Source organism: Bradyrhizobium sp. WD16 (genome assembly GCF_024181725.1).
In the GTDB taxonomy this organism is placed as follows: domain Bacteria; phylum Pseudomonadota; class Alphaproteobacteria; order Rhizobiales; family Xanthobacteraceae; genus Bradyrhizobium_A.
On the sequence record NZ_CP028908.1, the window covers coordinates 3,491,065 to 3,505,137 of the forward strand.

Sequence of the window (14,073 nt, forward strand, 5' to 3'; positions counted from 1 at the left end):
CATGGGCGTCCCGATCGTGCCGCACGGACATGCCCAAGATGTCGGCATGACCGCCCAGACGAAGTCCGGTACCAGCTCGCAGACGACGGTGGGCGCGACCGGTTCGTCGATCAACTTGACGCCGGACCAGCGCACCAAGATTCGCCAGACGGTGCTGACCTCGAGCGCGCCCCGGGTCGCTAACGTGAATTTCTCGATCCACGTCGGTACGGTGATTCTCCGTACGGTTCACGTCGTCGAGGTGCCGTCCACCCTGATCGAGATCCACCCCGATTGGCGCGGCTACCGCTACTTCGTGGTGCACGACCAGATCATCATCGTTGAACCGGACTCCTTGCGCATCGTCGCCGTGCTCGACGTCTGATCCACGGCTCGGCGCATCCGTCCGAGCGCTGGCTCCCGTCGGGCCGCCGCGATCGAAAACGATCGTGGCGGCCCAACGCGGTTTGGGCGCTCGCTCAGGCATCAATGATGGATCGAGGTTTCGCGGCATCTCTGGCCGTCTACTCGACCTTTCTTCCGGTGAACGGGTTCCAGTCGCTCTCGGCCAATGCAGCCCAGGCGGTGGCGCCGAGGTGCGGTCGACGAAAATAGAAAAAATCAGGCACCGTCGCCGTTGGATCGATCGAGAGGCCTGTCGACACCCGCCCGTGTCGCGTCGCGTTCAACAGGCCGGTATCTGTCTGGTCGCTACGGAGTCCGCCGCGCAGAGCTGCCGAGCGCGACGGTTGGCCGGCGATGCGATAGGCGAGTGCGGCCTGCGCAGTCCCTTCGACCCATACGCCGTCTCTGTCCCCATCGAAGTCGAAGCCATCATCGACGGCGAGGTGGAGCTCGGCAAAAAGGAGGGCTGAGCGCCAGGTTCGCGGGGCGTCATCCAGCGCCATCCACGGCCATAGCTGGACGTCGAGGGCGAGCTGCTCTGGATCGGCCAGCAGACCGTCGGGCCGCGTTCCGAGCAGAAAATGATCCCCGGAGAAGACCTGATTGAGGAAGCGGCGTGCCGTCATCGCGGCGGCACGGTGGCCGGGCTGCCCTGTGACGCGAGCCAGCCAGCCGGCGGCGGCGGCAACATCGACGTTGTGCTCGGTCGATTTCCAGGTCAGCCGGACCTGCTGCGGATCATAGCCGTGAAAGCCCCCGCAGAATCCGGCCTCGCCGCAGCTGGCATGGCTGCTCACCCATTCGATCAGATGGCTGGCCGCTGCGAGGAAATCGCGATCGCCGGTGGCCCCATGCAGCGTCAGCAACGCCAGGGCGCCCCAGGCGACGTTGCCGGTCGACGTGCCGTCTTGGGCCGGGTCTTCCGCCCATCTCCCCGCCGCGCTGTCCCACCAGCCCGGCAGCAACGGTGGACCCTCGTCCAGCGGTCCGGCGCGATAGGCATTGCGCAATCGGCCGTCGCTGAAGGTGCGATCCTGTCGTGCTGCGCGGATCAGAGCGCGGCCGATTGGCAGCGCGGCTGCAACTTCGCCGCAGCCTACCAGGGCGATGGCGGCAAGGGCATTGTCGTAGACGAGGGCGGTGGAGGCGAGACCATTCGGCAGCCGTGATTCGTCGGCGGCCGGTCGGTAGCTGCGCACGAACGCAGCGTCATGTCCGGCGGTCTCGGCGATGACGGCGCGTCGCAGTCCGGCGCAGAAGGTCTCGGCGGCGGCTGCATCGACGGCCGTCATCGTCCACCCGGAGCAAACGCAAAGGACGGCGACAAGATCACGGAGGAGCGTCATATTTCTATCCCCGGCCTGTCATGCGAATCCGCCGCCCCGCGCTCATGCGCCAGCACGCTGACGAGCTGCCAAGCGTTCTCGGCAATCGAGTTGATGCTCTCCGTGAAGTCGCTCCCGATCCAGCTGCGAGCGATCTGCACCACAGCGCCGACGGCGCCGACGCGCAACATGGCGTCAGTTGGCTGGGGCTGGCGCTCCGGCGCGACGGTGCGCGCCAGAAGATCGCCGAACGAGCGCAGTGAGCGCGCCATGATCTCGTCCACCGCCGGACTGACCCGAGCAATCTCGACCACGAACAGCCGGGCGCCGTCCGGATCGTCCTTGAGCATCTGAAAGTAGGCGCTCAGTACGGCGCGGCAGCGAGTCTCGGCACTCCCTTCGTGCTCAGCCCGAATGCCGTCGAGGCAGTTCAGAACCAGCTGGGTGACTGTGTCGAAGGAGGCGATCAGGAGCGCCTCGCCGTTGGTGAAGGATTCGTAGAAGTAGCGTTCAGTGAGGCCGGCTTCCTCGCACACCGTCTTGACCGTTGCATTACGCCAGCCGACCCGGCCGTAGACGCGGATCGCAGCCTCGATCAGCCGCTCGCGCCGCTGGTCGCGCCGCTGCTGCGCGGAAAGTCCTGCATAGGCCCGTGGCGTCGTCATGATCGCTGTTGACATGCCGAATTGTCAGATGTCAAGCTTCACCGCCAGAGCGCCAAGACGGCGAAGCCGCGCGATCAAGGGAGGCAGAACCATGGTCGATAACGTGGCCGTCGTGATGCGTGACGGCATGGCGCAGCCCGCCGGGAGCGACGCCAACGATGTCGACGTGCTGATCGTCGGCGCGGGCCTCTCCGGAATCGGTTTCGCCTGGCATCTTCAGACCCATTGCCCAACAAAGTCCTGTGCCATTCTCGAGGCGCGCGATGTCCTCGGCGGCACCTGGGACCTCTTTCGTTACCCGGGCATCCGCTCGGATTCCGACATGCATACCCTTGGCTTTCGGTTCCGTCCCTGGCGGGGGGAAAAGTCGATCGCCGATGGACCATCGATCCTGAGCTATCTCAAGGAGACGGCGCAGGCGTATGGCATCGACCGCAGGATCCGCTTCGGACATAAGGTCATCCGGGCGTCGTGGTCGTCGGAAGAGGCGCGTTGGAGCGTGGATGTCGCAGGGCCCGACGGCGCGGCCCAGCGCTGGACATGCGGCTTCCTCCAGATGTGCAGCGGTTATTACGACTATGACGGGGGCTACACGCCTGGCTGGCCCGGCATGGAGCGTTTCAAGGGCGTCATCCTGCATCCCCAGGCCTGGCCGGAGCAGATCGACTATGACGGCAGGCGCGTCGTCGTGATCGGCAGCGGTGCTACGGCTGTGACGTTGGTGCCGGCGATGGCCGAGCGCGCCGCTCACGTCACCATGTTGCAGCGCTCCCCGACCTATGTGGTGTCGCGGCCGGCCCGCGATCCAATTGCCAACTGGCTTTACCGCAGGCTGCCAGAGCGCATTGCGCACACGATGGCACGGTGGAAGAATATCCTGTTGCAGATGTATTTCTACAATGCCGCGCGCAGGAAGCCGGAGCGGGCCAAGAGCACCATTATACGCCTGGCCCAGGACGAGTTGGGCGACGGCTTCGACATCAGCCATTTCACGCCGCGCTATAATCCTTGGGATCAGCGGCTCTGCCTGGTGCCGGACAGTGACCTGTTCAAGGCGATCCGCGAAGGGCGCGCGTCGGTAGTGACCGACGAAATCGAGACATTCACCGAGTCCGGGCTGAAGCTCAAATCCGGCGAGGAACTCAGTGCTGATATCATCGTGACTGCGACGGGGCTTAAGCTCAAGATGCTCGGCGGTTTGCAACTCTTCGTCGACGGCAACAAGCTCGAACTTGGTACGGTGCTTAACTACAAAGGCGTGATGTATGGCGACGTGCCTAACCTCGGCGCAACATTTGGTTACACCAACGCGTCCTGGACGTTGAAGGCCGACCTGACGTCCGAATATCTCTGCCGCGTCCTCGGTTACATGGACCGCCACGGCTATGCGGTGTGCCGGCCGCACAATTCCGATCCGAACGTGACCGCCGACACCTCGCTTCCGCTGAACTCTGGCTATTTTCAACGCGCAGCCGGCACATTGCCGTTGCAAGGTTCCAGGCCGCCATGGCGGCTGAACCAGAATTACGCCCGCGATCTCGTGGCGCTGCGCTTCGGACGCGTCGACGACGGCACATTGCAGTTTGGTCGCGCGCAAGTGTCCCGTCTCCGAATGACCGCCCACGTTAGCGCTGGCTGAAATGGGGAGCGCCGTGGGGCGTATGATTCTGGAAGGCCGCACAGCGGTGATCACCGGGGCCGGGAGCGGCATCGGTCGCGGCATCGCGCAAGCGTTAGCGATGCGCCAATGCCATCAGGCGCTCGTCGATGTCGATGCTGCCGGACTGGCCGAAACCGCCCGGTTGATCGCATCCAACAAACTGCGGGTCAGCGAACATGTGCTCGACGTCACGGATCGGGCGGCGGTCGCGGCATTACCGGAGGCGGTCGTCGCACGTCATGGGGGTACCGATCTGCTGTTCAACAATGCCGGGGTTGCCGTGGCCGGCACGTTCGAGCAAGTTTCGGAATCTGACTTCGAATGGCTGTTCGAGATCAATTTCTGGGGCGTCGTGCGGCTCACTCGCGCATTTCTGCCGCTGCTCAAGGCTAGCGAGGACGCTCGTCTGGTCAACGTCTCGAGTCTTTATGGGTTGATCGCGCCACCGGGGCAGACCGCCTATGCGGCCAGCAAATTCGCGGTGCGCGGGTTTTCCAATGCGCTGCGCCATGAACTTGCGGGGAGCAGGATCGGCGTGACCGTCGTCCACCCCGGCGGCGTCGCGACCAACATTGCTGAGCGCGCGAAGCGGCCGCCGGACGTGAGTGAGGAGGAGATTGAGGCACAGGTGCAGCGGGCCCGCCGCATGCTCACCATGCCGCCGGCCAAGGCGGGCGAGATCATTGTCGACGCGGTGGAACGGCGCTCCGGACGAGTGCTGGTGGGGCGTGATGCCAAGATGATCTCGCTGATCGAGCGGCTGGCGCCGGTCTCCTACTGGAGAATCCTCGAATCCTTGGTGCGCCGATGATACTTGTCTGGGGCTTTCTGCTGCTCCTCGTTTTGATTGTCGTGGCGCTCGTTGCGTTCACGGCGCGGACGGCAGCGCGCGTGGTCGCGGCGGTGCCGCCGCGGGGGCAGTTCATCGAGGTGAATGGCCAAAAGATCCACTACGTCGATCGCGGTACTGGTCCGGCGATCGTCATGATCCACGGCCTCGGCGGCAATCTGCTTAACTTCGATTATGCGCTCGCTGACCGGCTCTTGGCCGATCATCGTGTCATCCTGATCGACCGGCCGGGTTCGGGCTATTCGGTTCGTCCAGAGAGCGCTCCGGCCAATTTGCCGGCGCAGGCGGCGACAATCGCCGCGGTCATCAAGCAACTCGGATTGTCGCGTCCGCTGGTGGTTGGCCATTCGCTCGGTGGAGCGGTGGCGCTGACCCTCGCGCTCGAGCACCCCGACAGCGTTGGCGGCCTCGTCCTGCTGGCGGCGCTGACCCACGCCAAGGAGGAAGTGCCGCCGGTCTTTCGCGGGCTGGCCATTCCGTGGCCACTGTTGCGCAAGATCGTAGCCTGGACCGTGGCGACGCCGCTCGCGATTCGCAATCGCGACGTGGTGCTTGGCGTCGTCTTTGGTCCGGATCCGGTCCCGGCGGATTTTGCGCTGCGTGGCGGCGGCGTCCTGGGGCTGAGACCGGTCGCCTTTTATAATACATCGACGGATTTGCTGGCGATCAACGATGATCTGCCGGCACTGACGCAGCGCTATGGGGCGCTGGCGGTGCCCGTCGCAATGCTCTACGGTCGCGGCGATCGCCTTCTTGACTACCGAGAGCAGGGCGAGGCGCTGAAGGCGAAACTGCCGACACTCGACCTCGAATTGATCGAGGGTGGCCACATGCTCCAGTTCATGCATCCAGAAATCTGTGAGGCGGTCATTCGGCGCACCGAAGCGCGGATGCACCCCTAAAGGGAGCCCGCCATGACGATCTCACTTTACGACGCGACCGTTCCCGGTTACCTGCAGATCCTCGGAGCGGTCGAGAAAGTTCTCGAACGTGGCGCTGCCCATGCCCGTGAGCACGGCATTGATCCTGCCGAACTGGTCGAAGCGCGCCTCTATTTCGACATGCTCCCCCTTCGCTTTCAGATCGTCTCGATCTCGCACCACTCCCGCGGCGCGATCGAAGGCGCCGGGCGCGGCCTGTTCGAGCCGCCGGAAAGCTCGCAATCATATGACTATGCGGGCTTGCAGGCGTTGATCGCGGAGACGCGCCAGGCATTGGAAAAGATCGCGCCGGACGCCGTCAACGCGCTCGAGGGCAAGGACATGGTCTTCCAGCTCGGTGATCGCAGGCTGCCGTTCTTTGCCGGAGACTTTCTGCTGTCGTTCTCGCTGCCGAACTTCTATTTCCACGCTACCACGGCCTACGACATCCTGCGCACCAAAGGCGTGTCGCTCGGCAAGCGCGATTTCATCGGCCGGCTGCGGCTGAAGACCTGAGCTTGCCGCCGGTTCTCCTCAGTGCTTTGCATAGGTGGCGTCGATCGGCACGACTTTCGCAGACGCCAGCTTCTTGTCGGTGAAGGCGATCGCCGGCGCCTCCCTGCCATCATGTGACGGCCGCGCTTCCGGTACCTGGATAGCCGCCGTGGCCTGATGGCCCGGCACCGGCCAATAGCGAGAGCCGAACAGGCCCGTGGCGCCGAGCAGCAGCATGGCCTCGGTCATCATTGCCATCACGATCCAGCGCGGCAGGCGATGGAAAAACGGCCGGTTGGACAAAGATCTGCCCTCAAATCCATGGATTGGCCCCATACCGCCCCAGGTACGATTCATAACCCATCGCACTTACACCGACCTTACGGGAAGCAAGGTCTTGAAGGCGATGGCGAGGCTCTTGTCTCGCGTAGAAAATGGCCGCATTGCTGGCGACATCGGGAACAGGAACTGATCGTGGGCCATGCGGCTTTTGGTGGTCGAGGACAATCCGGAATTGGCGGCCCTGCTGGCCGAAGGGCTGCGCAAGGCGGGGTTCGACGTCGACCTGCTGTCGTCGGTGGAGGATGCGCGCGCCGTGCTCGACAATACCTTCTATGCGGCGCTGATCCTCGACCTCGGCCTGCCGGACGGCGACGGGCTTGCGCTGCTGCGCGAAATTCGCCACCGCAACAATTCCATTCCTGTCCTGGTACTGACGGCGCGCGGTGGGCTCGACGATCGCGTCCTCGGCTTGCGCAGCGGCGCCGATGACTACCTCGTCAAGCCGTTTGCCCTCGAGGAGCTGATCGCCCGCATCGAGGCTCAATTGCGGCGGCCTGGCCAGCTCATGGGCAGTTCGCTTCGCATCGCCAATCTCGAATTCGACACCCGCAGCCGCCAGGCGAGCATTGACGAGCGCCCACAGGTGCTGTCGGCGCGCGAGACCGACGTCCTGGAACTGCTGATACGCAGCAAGGGGCGCGTGGTCTCCAAGAAGCAGGTCGAGGACCAGATCTTCGGCCATTCCGGGGAGGTCGCCTCCAACGCCGTCGAGGTCTATGTCCATCGCCTGCGCCGCCAGCTCGCCGACAAGGGCGCACACGTCCAGATTCACACCGTGCGCGGCGTCGGCTATCTCATCGCCGAGGATAAATAAGTGCCGCGCTTCTCCTCGATCCTGTCGCGCATCGTCGTCCTGCACGTCATTGCGGTGGTGATCACCTCGGTGCTGATGTCGCTGGCGCTGTCGTGGCTGCTCGGCTTCGCCACCACTAACATCCATAACCGCTCGATGCGCGATCAGGCGGCTGCGGTGGCCGACCATCTCGCAATGCAGGCCGACGGTCGCATCGCGCTCGACTTGCCGCCGGATCTCCAGGGACTCTATTCGCAGCCCTATGGCCGCTACGCATACGCAGTCATTGACGAGAGAGGCGTCGTCCTGTTCTCATCGCTCAATCGCGGCGAAGCGCTGTTTCCCGTCGATCCGGGCAATGCCGAGGTCGAATATCTGCGGGCGAAGCGTAACGAGGCGACACTGTCCGGTGCGAGCGTGCGGCGCAACGTCGGCGGCGAGGCGCTGCGCGTCCAGGCGGGCGAGGATCTCGCCAATCGCGACGTGCTGATCGACGACATCGCTTCGGATTTCTTCAGGAATGTGGGCTGGATCACCCTGCCAATCCTGATGATCCTCCTCGTCACCGACATTGGTATCTTCCGCCGTGCGCTGCGACCATTGCGCGAGGCATCCGACACGGCAAAATCCATCGGACCGGCGCGCACCGACGTACGGCTGCCGACGGAAGGGATTCCCAGAGAAGTGCAGCCGCTGGTCCTCGCTGTCAACCAGGGGCTTGATCGACTCGAGGAGGGATTTCGCATTCAGCGTGACTTCACCGCTGATGCCGCCCATGAATTGCGCACCCCGCTGACCATTCTGCGGACGCGTCTCGAGGGGCTGCAGGACGAGACTGGTCGCGCGCTACGCAGCGACGTCGACGGCATGGCGAGGATCATCAGCCAGCTTCTCGACATGGCCGAACTTGATGCCGTGACGATCGATCCAGCGGCGCGCTCCGACCTGCATGCGGTTGCCACCGATGTCACCGCCTTTGTTGCGCCCCTCGCGCTGGCGCAGCGCCGGGAGATCGCGCTGAGCGGCGTCGAAGGGGCGGTATGGGTGCGCGGTAACGCCGAGATGATCAGCCGGGCAATCCGCAATCTCGCCGACAATGCCATCAAGTACGCGCCGGAGGGGACGACGGTCGAGATCGAGGTCGCAGACGACGGTAGCATCGGCGTGTGTGACGAAGGGCCCGGCGTCTCTGCGGAGGAGCGCGAGCTGATCTTTCATCGGTTCTGGCGGCGAGACCGGCGCAACACCGGCAGCAGCGGCCTCGGGCTGTCGATCGTCCGACGGATTGCCCAATTGCATGGCGCGGAAGTGACGGTCGAGAACCGCTGGCCGCGGGGCGCGAAATTCACGTTGCGCTTCGCACTGGCCGAGCGGTCGCAGAAGCGACCGGAGCCGTTGGCCGGAGCGACCGTGCAGGTGCCCTGACGCCAGCACGAGTATTCACCGGTCGGAGGGCTGCGGGGTCTGAAGCCAGCGCGTGATTGTGTGCCATTCGTTCGCCAAGGTGCTGGCGCCCATGAACAGGCCGAGGTGGCCGCAGGCGGCGAGTGCCGTCTCCACCGGAGCGACGCCGACGAGGTGCTCCAGGGCGAAGAGCTGGCTTGAGGCGACGACGTCGTCATCGCCTCCCGCCAGGAGATAGAGCGGCGCCGCCAGCCGGGCGAGATCGATCAGCTCGCCCAGTGCGACAAAGCGCCCTTCCGCGAGATCGTTGCACTTATAGAGCCGCTCCACCACTTCGAGATAGTATCGGCCGGGCAGATTGAGTGTCCAGGAGTCCCAGCGGCGATAGATGGTTGCGAGATCGGCGAAGTCTTCGGAGTCGATAGGGAGATTGCTCTGCAGGTGACCGTGGATCGCCTGCAGATCGGGCGCATTGACGCGCCAGAAACGCTGCATTGCGTGACCGATGAGCCTGCCGTTGCCGGCGATGACGAAGCCGCGAAACACCGCGCTCGGCGTTGATTGCGCCAAGGCTGAGAGCCGCGACGGCGACGCCGAGAGATCAACTGGTGCGCCAGCCAGCACGAGCCGCCGCACCTTGGCCGGAAAACGAGCTGCGTAGATCAGCGACAACCAGCCGCCCTGACACAGGCCGATCAGGTCGACCGGCGCCCCCAGCTTGTCGACAAGTACATTCAGCGCGGCGAGGTAGTCGTCGATGCCCAGTTCCGTCATGTTCCGTCGTGCCGAGCGCCAGTCGGTGAGACAGACGTTGGCGAGACCGAACACGCGCAGCGCTGCGACCAGGCTGTGGCCGTTCGCAAGATCGGCGATCGCGGCGCTGTGCAATGCAAAAGGAGTGCAGAGCAACGCACAGGGACCCGGAACCGGTTCGTCGTAGCTGCGCAGCCGGACAGATTCGAGTTCCAGCAGGACGCGGCTCGGCGTGGTACCGGGCGGCGGCGTCTCGGGATCATCGGGGACGAGGCCGGTAGCGGCCATGAGCTGCGTCGTCAGCGACGCCGCGAAGCCGGTAGCCGAAGCCGCCGCAAACGCGGGCCAGGCGAAAGGAGAAAGCGGCTGGTCGGGCGGCTGGTCCATGCGTCAATTAATACAAATCCGGAGCGTGGCACGATCTTGCGCTGAAGCAAGACACATCAAATCTCTTTCCAGTGGTCCAACTCCAACGTTCGGCAGTGCGCTGCAGCAGGCGTATCCGAGATCGTTTAGAACCAAATGACCGCCAGCAATATCACTTTGCCAGTGGAGTTGAGGATCGGGGCGCCGCACAAACGTGCCTTCAGGCGTGGTACCGAAGGTCAGACCACCCCGTAAGAACTACATCGTGGCGCACCAAGGGCAGTGAAAGCTTGACCTTAGTCAAAGGGACCGCCACCGGAATTGCCATAAGTTCCTATCTGTAACGAGCAGAAGAGGGCATGTGATGCCAAAGAAAAAGATACCGCACGGGGCACTGGTGTTTGTCGGCGACGGTCGCAAGGCCCTGTTCCTGCGCAACGAGGGGGACGAGAAATTCGCCAATCTTCAGGTCGAACGCGTCTTCCAGGACGACGCGCCGCCGACCCGGGAGCTGGGCACCGATCGGGCTGGCCGGGTCTTCGCCAGCGCCGGGTCGGATCGCCGTGGGGCGGTCGAGGCGCCGGACTGGCACGACTTGGAGGAGCGGGTTTTCGTCCGAAAGGTCGCCGAGGCCATGGAAAAGCTGGTGCGGGAGCGTCGGGTGAAAGAACTGATCGTCGTTGCGCCGCCGCGCACCCTCGCAGAGCTGCGACATGCCTTTCACGACGACGTCAAGGCTTGCATCCACACCGAAATCAACAAGGACCTGACCAAGCATCCAATCAATGAGATCGAGAATTATCTGGTCGGCGAAATTCAATAGGCTGCGCAAAGCGCAGCGATTGGTTCTTGGAAGCTTATTGTGAGGCATACGATCATGCAGACTCCCGTCGCCATCGAATATCAGGACGGTACCATTCGTACCGACCTGCGCCAGGCGGTCGAATCCCAGGTGGACAAGCTCCAGAAATATTTCGGCGAGATCACCTCGTGCCGCGTGGTGGTCAAGGGTCCGGGCGGCCATCATCAGAACGGTGGACCTCACGAGATCAATATTCGTCTCGCCTTGCCCGACGGACGCGAAGTCAATGTCGGTCGCGTCGATCACGGCGATGAGCGCCATGCCGATCTCGCCTTCGCGGTCAATGATGCGTTCAAACGCGCCCGCCGTCAGTTGCAGGATCAGGTCGAGCGGCTGCGGCGCGAGATCAAGCCTCACGCGCTGTCGTGAGGTTTCGACGAAACAGCCGGTGCGGCAGTTGCCGCGCCGGTCTGGTCGTTCATCGGGTCCAGAAGACTAAGGCGACACGGTCGCCGCACTCGGTTAGAACCTGATCGCACTCGTCGGTGAAGGGCGCGGTCATGGGAAGACAGGTACTGTTTCTGCTGCCGGGACTGCTGTGCGACCGCGCCATCTGGGCGCCGCAGATCAAGGCATTGCGTGCCGCCGGCGTCACGGTCGAGGTCGCCGATTTTCGCGGCTTCGATTCGATCACGGCCATGGCCGAAGCGGTGCTGTCGGCGGCGCCGGAGCGTTTCGCTCTCGCCGGCCACTCGATGGGCGCAAGGGTGTCGATCGAGGTCATGCGTCTCGCGCCGTCCAGGGTGGAGCGACTGGCGTTGCTCGATACCGGAATCCATCCGCGTCAGCCAGGCGAAGCCGAGAGGCGGCAGGCGCTGGTCGATCTTGCCAATACCAAAGGCATGCGCGCCTTGGCGGCGCAATGGCTGCCGCCGATGGTTCATCCGGTACATCATGACAATCCCGAATTAATGTCGGTGTTGACCGCAATGGTGGAGCGCATGTCGCCTGAGATATTCGAGCGTCAGGTCCGCGCGCTCTTGAATCGGCCCGAGGCCGCAGGAGTGCTTGGCGGCATTCGCTGTCCGGTGCTGGTCGGCGTTGGCCGTCAGGATGCGTGGAGCCCGGTGTCGCAGCACGAAGCGATCGTGGCTGCGATCCCGCAAGCGGGACTCGTCATTTTCGAAGACAGCGGCCATATGGCGCCGCTCGAGGCACCGGCTGCCGTGACCACCACGCTGGCGCGCTGGCTCGGTGTCCGATAAGCGGCGGCGCCGCCTCGCGCAAAGCTGAGGGGTGAGGCCGGATGTAGATGCCGGAAGCGCCTCCAGTACCCTGTTTCCGACTAGCATCAATATGATTCTAACGCGGTTTTGGATCTGACGCTCGTATGAAGAACTCGCTGCGATGCTGAAACGAGCGTCAGATCCACCGCACTAGCCCGCGCCGAGCGAGCGGGCGACGTTATAGGTGATCAGGCTCGCGGCATAGGCGAGCGTGAACATGTAGACGAAGGTCAACGCCATCCAGCGCCAGCCGCCGGTCTCGCGACGAATGACTGCCAGCGTCGAGGCGCATTGCGGCGCGAAGATGTACCAGACCAGCAGCGACAGGGCCGTGGCAAGGCTCCATTTGGTGGCGAGCACGGCGCCAATCTGCTCGGCCGCCTCCTTGCCGCCTTCGATGGAATAGACGGTTCCGAGCGCCGCCACCGCGACTTCGCGGGCTGCCATGCCGGGGATCAGAGCCACTGCGATCTGCCAATTGAAGCCGAGCGGCGCCAGCACCGGTTCGAGCGTTCGGCCGATCACCGCAGCAAGGCTGTAGTTGATTGCCGGCCCGTCTGCGCCGGTAGGCGGCTGTGGAAACGAGGCGAGAAACCAGATCAGGACCATCATGGAAAAGATCGTGGTGCCCGCGCGCTTGAGGAACATGAAAGCGCGGGTCGCGACCCCAATGGCAATGCTCTTGACGCGTGGCAGTTTGTAATCCGGCAATTCCAGCATGAATGGCGCCGGTTCGTAGTCGCGCAGCATGAAGAACTTGACGACAAACGACACCAGCAGCGCGCTGCAGATGCCGGCAGCATAGAGGCCAAACATCACCAGCCCCTGGAGATTGGCGAAGCCGAGCACCTGCCGGTCCGGGATGAACGCGGAGATGATCAGCGTATAGACCGGGATGCGCGCCGAGCAGGTCATCAGCGGCGCAATCAGGATTGTGGTGAGGCGGTCGCGCCGGTTGTCAATCACCCGCGTCGCCATGATGCCGGGAATGGCGCAGGCAAAACTCGACAGCAGCGGAATGAAAGCGCGCCCGTGTAGGCCGGCGCCTCCCATGATGCGGTCCATCAGGAAAGCGGCCCGCGCCATGTAGCCGAAATCTTCCAGCAGCAGAATAAAAAGGAACAGAATGAGGATTTGCGGCAAGAAGACGATGACACTGCCGACGCCGGCGATGACCCCATTCTGCAGGAAGCTCTGCAACAGACCGCTCGGCAGGACCTCATGCACGACTTGGCCCAGCGCGGCAAAGCCGCCGGAAATCAGCTCCATCAGCGGCTGGGCCCAGGAGAACACGGCCTGGAACATGACGAAGAGGATCAGGCCAAGCAGCAGCAGTCCGGCCACAGGATGGAGCGCGACCGCGTCGACGCGCCGCGTCAAGGTGTCCGGATGTTCGGGCTGGGTGATGCAGGCGGCGATGATGCGGTCGGCCTCGCGCTGAGTAGCGCGCAGCTCGGCGATGGTCGGCGGCTGCCAGGCATTGGCGCCACGTTCGGCCCCGACCTGGTTCATGAGCTCATCGGTCTGCCGCAACAATTGGTCGGTGCCGCCTTTGCGCACGGCGATCGAGGTCACCACCGGGACGCCGAGCATCTGCGCGAGGCGGTCGAGATCGACTCCGACGCCGCGGCGCTGGGCAATGTCGAACATGTTGAGGACGACAAGGAGTGGTACGCCGGTGCGCTTAAGCTCCAGGGCGAGACGGAAGGTGAGGCGCAGATTAGTGGAATCGGCGACGCAGAGCACGAGATCGGGCGTGACCTCGCCAGGGACGCGGCCAAGCACCATGTCGCGGGTGATTTCCTCGTCGGGGCTGCGGCCCCTAAGCGAATAGGTCCCCGGGAGGTCGACAACGGTGACCTGGCGTCCGGCGGGCGTGGTGAAGCCGCCGACCTTGCGCTCGACGGTGACACCCGGGTAGTTCGCGACCTTCTGCCGGCTGCCGGTCAGGGCATTGAACAGCGAGGTCTTGCCGCTGTTCGGCGTGCCGACCAGGGCGAGATGCACGGGAGCCGACGCGATGTTCAT

Annotated in this window: 15 protein-coding genes; 10 read left to right on the plus strand and 5 right to left on the minus strand. The window is 64.0% G+C overall.

The features are described from left to right. The first annotated feature begins 46 nt into the window (after positions 1 to 46). On the plus strand, positions 47 to 364 hold the full coding sequence (locus tag DB459_RS16125) for a DUF1236 domain-containing protein (RefSeq protein ID WP_253706255.1): 318 nt from the start codon (positions 47 to 49) through the stop codon (positions 362 to 364). 139 nt (positions 365 to 503) lie between these two features. On the opposite strand, the gene DB459_RS16130 is transcribed toward DB459_RS16125, so the two are convergent. Together DB459_RS16130 and DB459_RS16135 are read right to left on the minus strand one after the other, a co-directional pair. After that, a complete protein-coding gene (locus DB459_RS16130) occupies positions 504 to 1,676 on the minus strand; it encodes a hypothetical protein (RefSeq protein ID WP_253706256.1) in 1,173 nt (390 codons plus the stop codon). A gap of 50 nt (positions 1,677 to 1,726) precedes the next feature. Beyond that, a complete protein-coding gene (locus tag DB459_RS16135) occupies positions 1,727 to 2,389 on the minus strand; it encodes a TetR/AcrR family transcriptional regulator (protein ID WP_253706257.1) in 663 nt (220 codons plus the stop codon). A 112-nt stretch (positions 2,390 to 2,501) separates the two neighbouring features. Between DB459_RS16135 and DB459_RS16140 the strand changes: the two genes are divergently transcribed. From DB459_RS16140 to DB459_RS16155, 4 genes are read left to right on the plus strand one after another with little or no spacing between them, the layout of a single operon-like run. Further along, positions 2,502 to 4,013, plus strand: a complete 1,512-nt coding sequence (locus DB459_RS16140; protein WP_253713600.1) for an NAD(P)/FAD-dependent oxidoreductase — start codon at positions 2,502 to 2,504, stop codon at positions 4,011 to 4,013. A gap of 22 nt (positions 4,014 to 4,035) precedes the next feature. Next, positions 4,036 to 4,845, plus strand: a complete 810-nt coding sequence (locus DB459_RS16145) for an SDR family oxidoreductase (protein ID WP_253706258.1) — start codon at positions 4,036 to 4,038, stop codon at positions 4,843 to 4,845. Then, positions 4,842 to 5,786 carry an alpha/beta fold hydrolase gene (locus DB459_RS16150; RefSeq protein WP_253706259.1) on the plus strand — a complete coding sequence of 315 codons (945 nt, stop codon included), beginning with the start codon at positions 4,842 to 4,844 and terminating at the stop codon, positions 5,784 to 5,786. Before DB459_RS16145 ends, DB459_RS16150 begins: the two co-directional genes overlap by 4 nt. Positions 5,787 to 5,798: 12 nt before the next feature. Further along, complete coding sequence (locus DB459_RS16155) at positions 5,799 to 6,320, plus strand: DUF1993 family protein (RefSeq protein WP_253706260.1); 522 nt, start codon at positions 5,799 to 5,801, stop codon at positions 6,318 to 6,320. Positions 6,321 to 6,338: 18 nt separating this feature from the next. Here DB459_RS16155 and DB459_RS16160 read toward each other — a convergent pair whose 3' ends face one another. Beyond that, complete coding sequence (locus DB459_RS16160; protein ID WP_253706261.1) at positions 6,339 to 6,557, minus strand: hypothetical protein; 219 nt, start codon at positions 6,555 to 6,557, stop codon at positions 6,339 to 6,341. Positions 6,558 to 6,780: 223 nt separating this feature from the next. Here DB459_RS16160 and DB459_RS16165 point away from each other — a divergent pair, with 223 nt between their 5' ends. Together DB459_RS16165 and DB459_RS16170 are read left to right on the plus strand one after the other, a co-directional pair. Then, positions 6,781 to 7,455: a response regulator transcription factor gene (locus DB459_RS16165; RefSeq protein ID WP_253706262.1), complete on the plus strand. Its 675-nt coding sequence runs from the start codon at positions 6,781 to 6,783 to the stop codon at positions 7,453 to 7,455. After that, positions 7,456 to 8,859: an ATP-binding protein gene (locus tag DB459_RS16170; protein WP_253706263.1), complete on the plus strand. Its 1,404-nt coding sequence runs from the start codon at positions 7,456 to 7,458 to the stop codon at positions 8,857 to 8,859. A 15-nt stretch (positions 8,860 to 8,874) separates the two neighbouring features. Here DB459_RS16170 and DB459_RS16175 read toward each other — a convergent pair whose 3' ends face one another. Then, positions 8,875 to 9,978, minus strand: a complete 1,104-nt coding sequence (locus tag DB459_RS16175) for an alpha/beta fold hydrolase (protein WP_253706264.1) — start codon at positions 9,976 to 9,978, stop codon at positions 8,875 to 8,877. Positions 9,979 to 10,321: 343 nt separating this feature from the next. Between DB459_RS16175 and DB459_RS16180 the strand changes: the two genes are divergently transcribed. From DB459_RS16180 to DB459_RS16190, 3 genes are all read left to right on the plus strand, one after another. Beyond that, positions 10,322 to 10,780 (plus strand): host attachment protein, encoded by a 459-nt coding sequence (locus DB459_RS16180; RefSeq protein ID WP_253706265.1) that lies wholly within the window; start codon positions 10,322 to 10,324, stop codon positions 10,778 to 10,780. Positions 10,781 to 10,834: 54 nt separating this feature from the next. After that, positions 10,835 to 11,188 (plus strand): HPF/RaiA family ribosome-associated protein, encoded by a 354-nt coding sequence (locus DB459_RS16185; protein ID WP_253706266.1) that lies wholly within the window; start codon positions 10,835 to 10,837, stop codon positions 11,186 to 11,188. A 131-nt stretch (positions 11,189 to 11,319) separates the two neighbouring features. Then, on the plus strand, positions 11,320 to 12,024 hold the full coding sequence (locus DB459_RS16190) for an alpha/beta fold hydrolase (RefSeq protein WP_253706267.1): 705 nt from the start codon (positions 11,320 to 11,322) through the stop codon (positions 12,022 to 12,024). Positions 12,025 to 12,195: 171 nt separating this feature from the next. On the opposite strand, the gene DB459_RS16195 is transcribed toward DB459_RS16190, so the two are convergent. Next, a complete protein-coding gene (locus tag DB459_RS16195; protein WP_253706268.1) occupies positions 12,196 to 14,073 on the minus strand; it encodes a ferrous iron transporter B in 1,878 nt (625 codons plus the stop codon).

Coding starts and splice junctions, on each gene's coding strand:
- DB459_RS16185 (WP_253706266.1), top strand. CDS start 10,835: ATGCAGACTCCCGTCGCCATCGAATATCAGGACGGTACCATTCGTACC.
- DB459_RS16195 (WP_253706268.1), bottom strand. CDS start 14,073: ATGAACATCGCGTCGGCTCCCGTGCATCTCGCCCTGGTCGGCACGCCG.
- DB459_RS16140 (WP_253713600.1), top strand. CDS start 2,502: ATGGCGCAGCCCGCCGGGAGCGACGCCAACGATGTCGACGTGCTGATC.
- DB459_RS16135 (WP_253706257.1), bottom strand. CDS start 2,389: ATGTCAACAGCGATCATGACGACGCCACGGGCCTATGCAGGACTTTCC.
- DB459_RS16175 (WP_253706264.1), bottom strand. CDS start 9,978: ATGGACCAGCCGCCCGACCAGCCGCTTTCTCCTTTCGCCTGGCCCGCG.
- DB459_RS16160 (WP_253706261.1), bottom strand. CDS start 6,557: ATGGCAATGATGACCGAGGCCATGCTGCTGCTCGGCGCCACGGGCCTG.
- DB459_RS16150 (WP_253706259.1), top strand. CDS start 4,842: ATGATACTTGTCTGGGGCTTTCTGCTGCTCCTCGTTTTGATTGTCGTG.
- DB459_RS16165 (WP_253706262.1), top strand. CDS start 6,781: ATGCGGCTTTTGGTGGTCGAGGACAATCCGGAATTGGCGGCCCTGCTG.
- DB459_RS16180 (WP_253706265.1), top strand. CDS start 10,322: ATGCCAAAGAAAAAGATACCGCACGGGGCACTGGTGTTTGTCGGCGAC.
- DB459_RS16145 (WP_253706258.1), top strand. CDS start 4,036: ATGATTCTGGAAGGCCGCACAGCGGTGATCACCGGGGCCGGGAGCGGC.
- DB459_RS16155 (WP_253706260.1), top strand. CDS start 5,799: ATGACGATCTCACTTTACGACGCGACCGTTCCCGGTTACCTGCAGATC.
- DB459_RS16190 (WP_253706267.1), top strand. CDS start 11,320: ATGGGAAGACAGGTACTGTTTCTGCTGCCGGGACTGCTGTGCGACCGC.
- DB459_RS16130 (WP_253706256.1), bottom strand. CDS start 1,676: ATGACGGCCGTCGATGCAGCCGCCGCCGAGACCTTCTGCGCCGGACTG.
- DB459_RS16125 (WP_253706255.1), top strand. CDS start 47: ATGACCGCCCAGACGAAGTCCGGTACCAGCTCGCAGACGACGGTGGGC.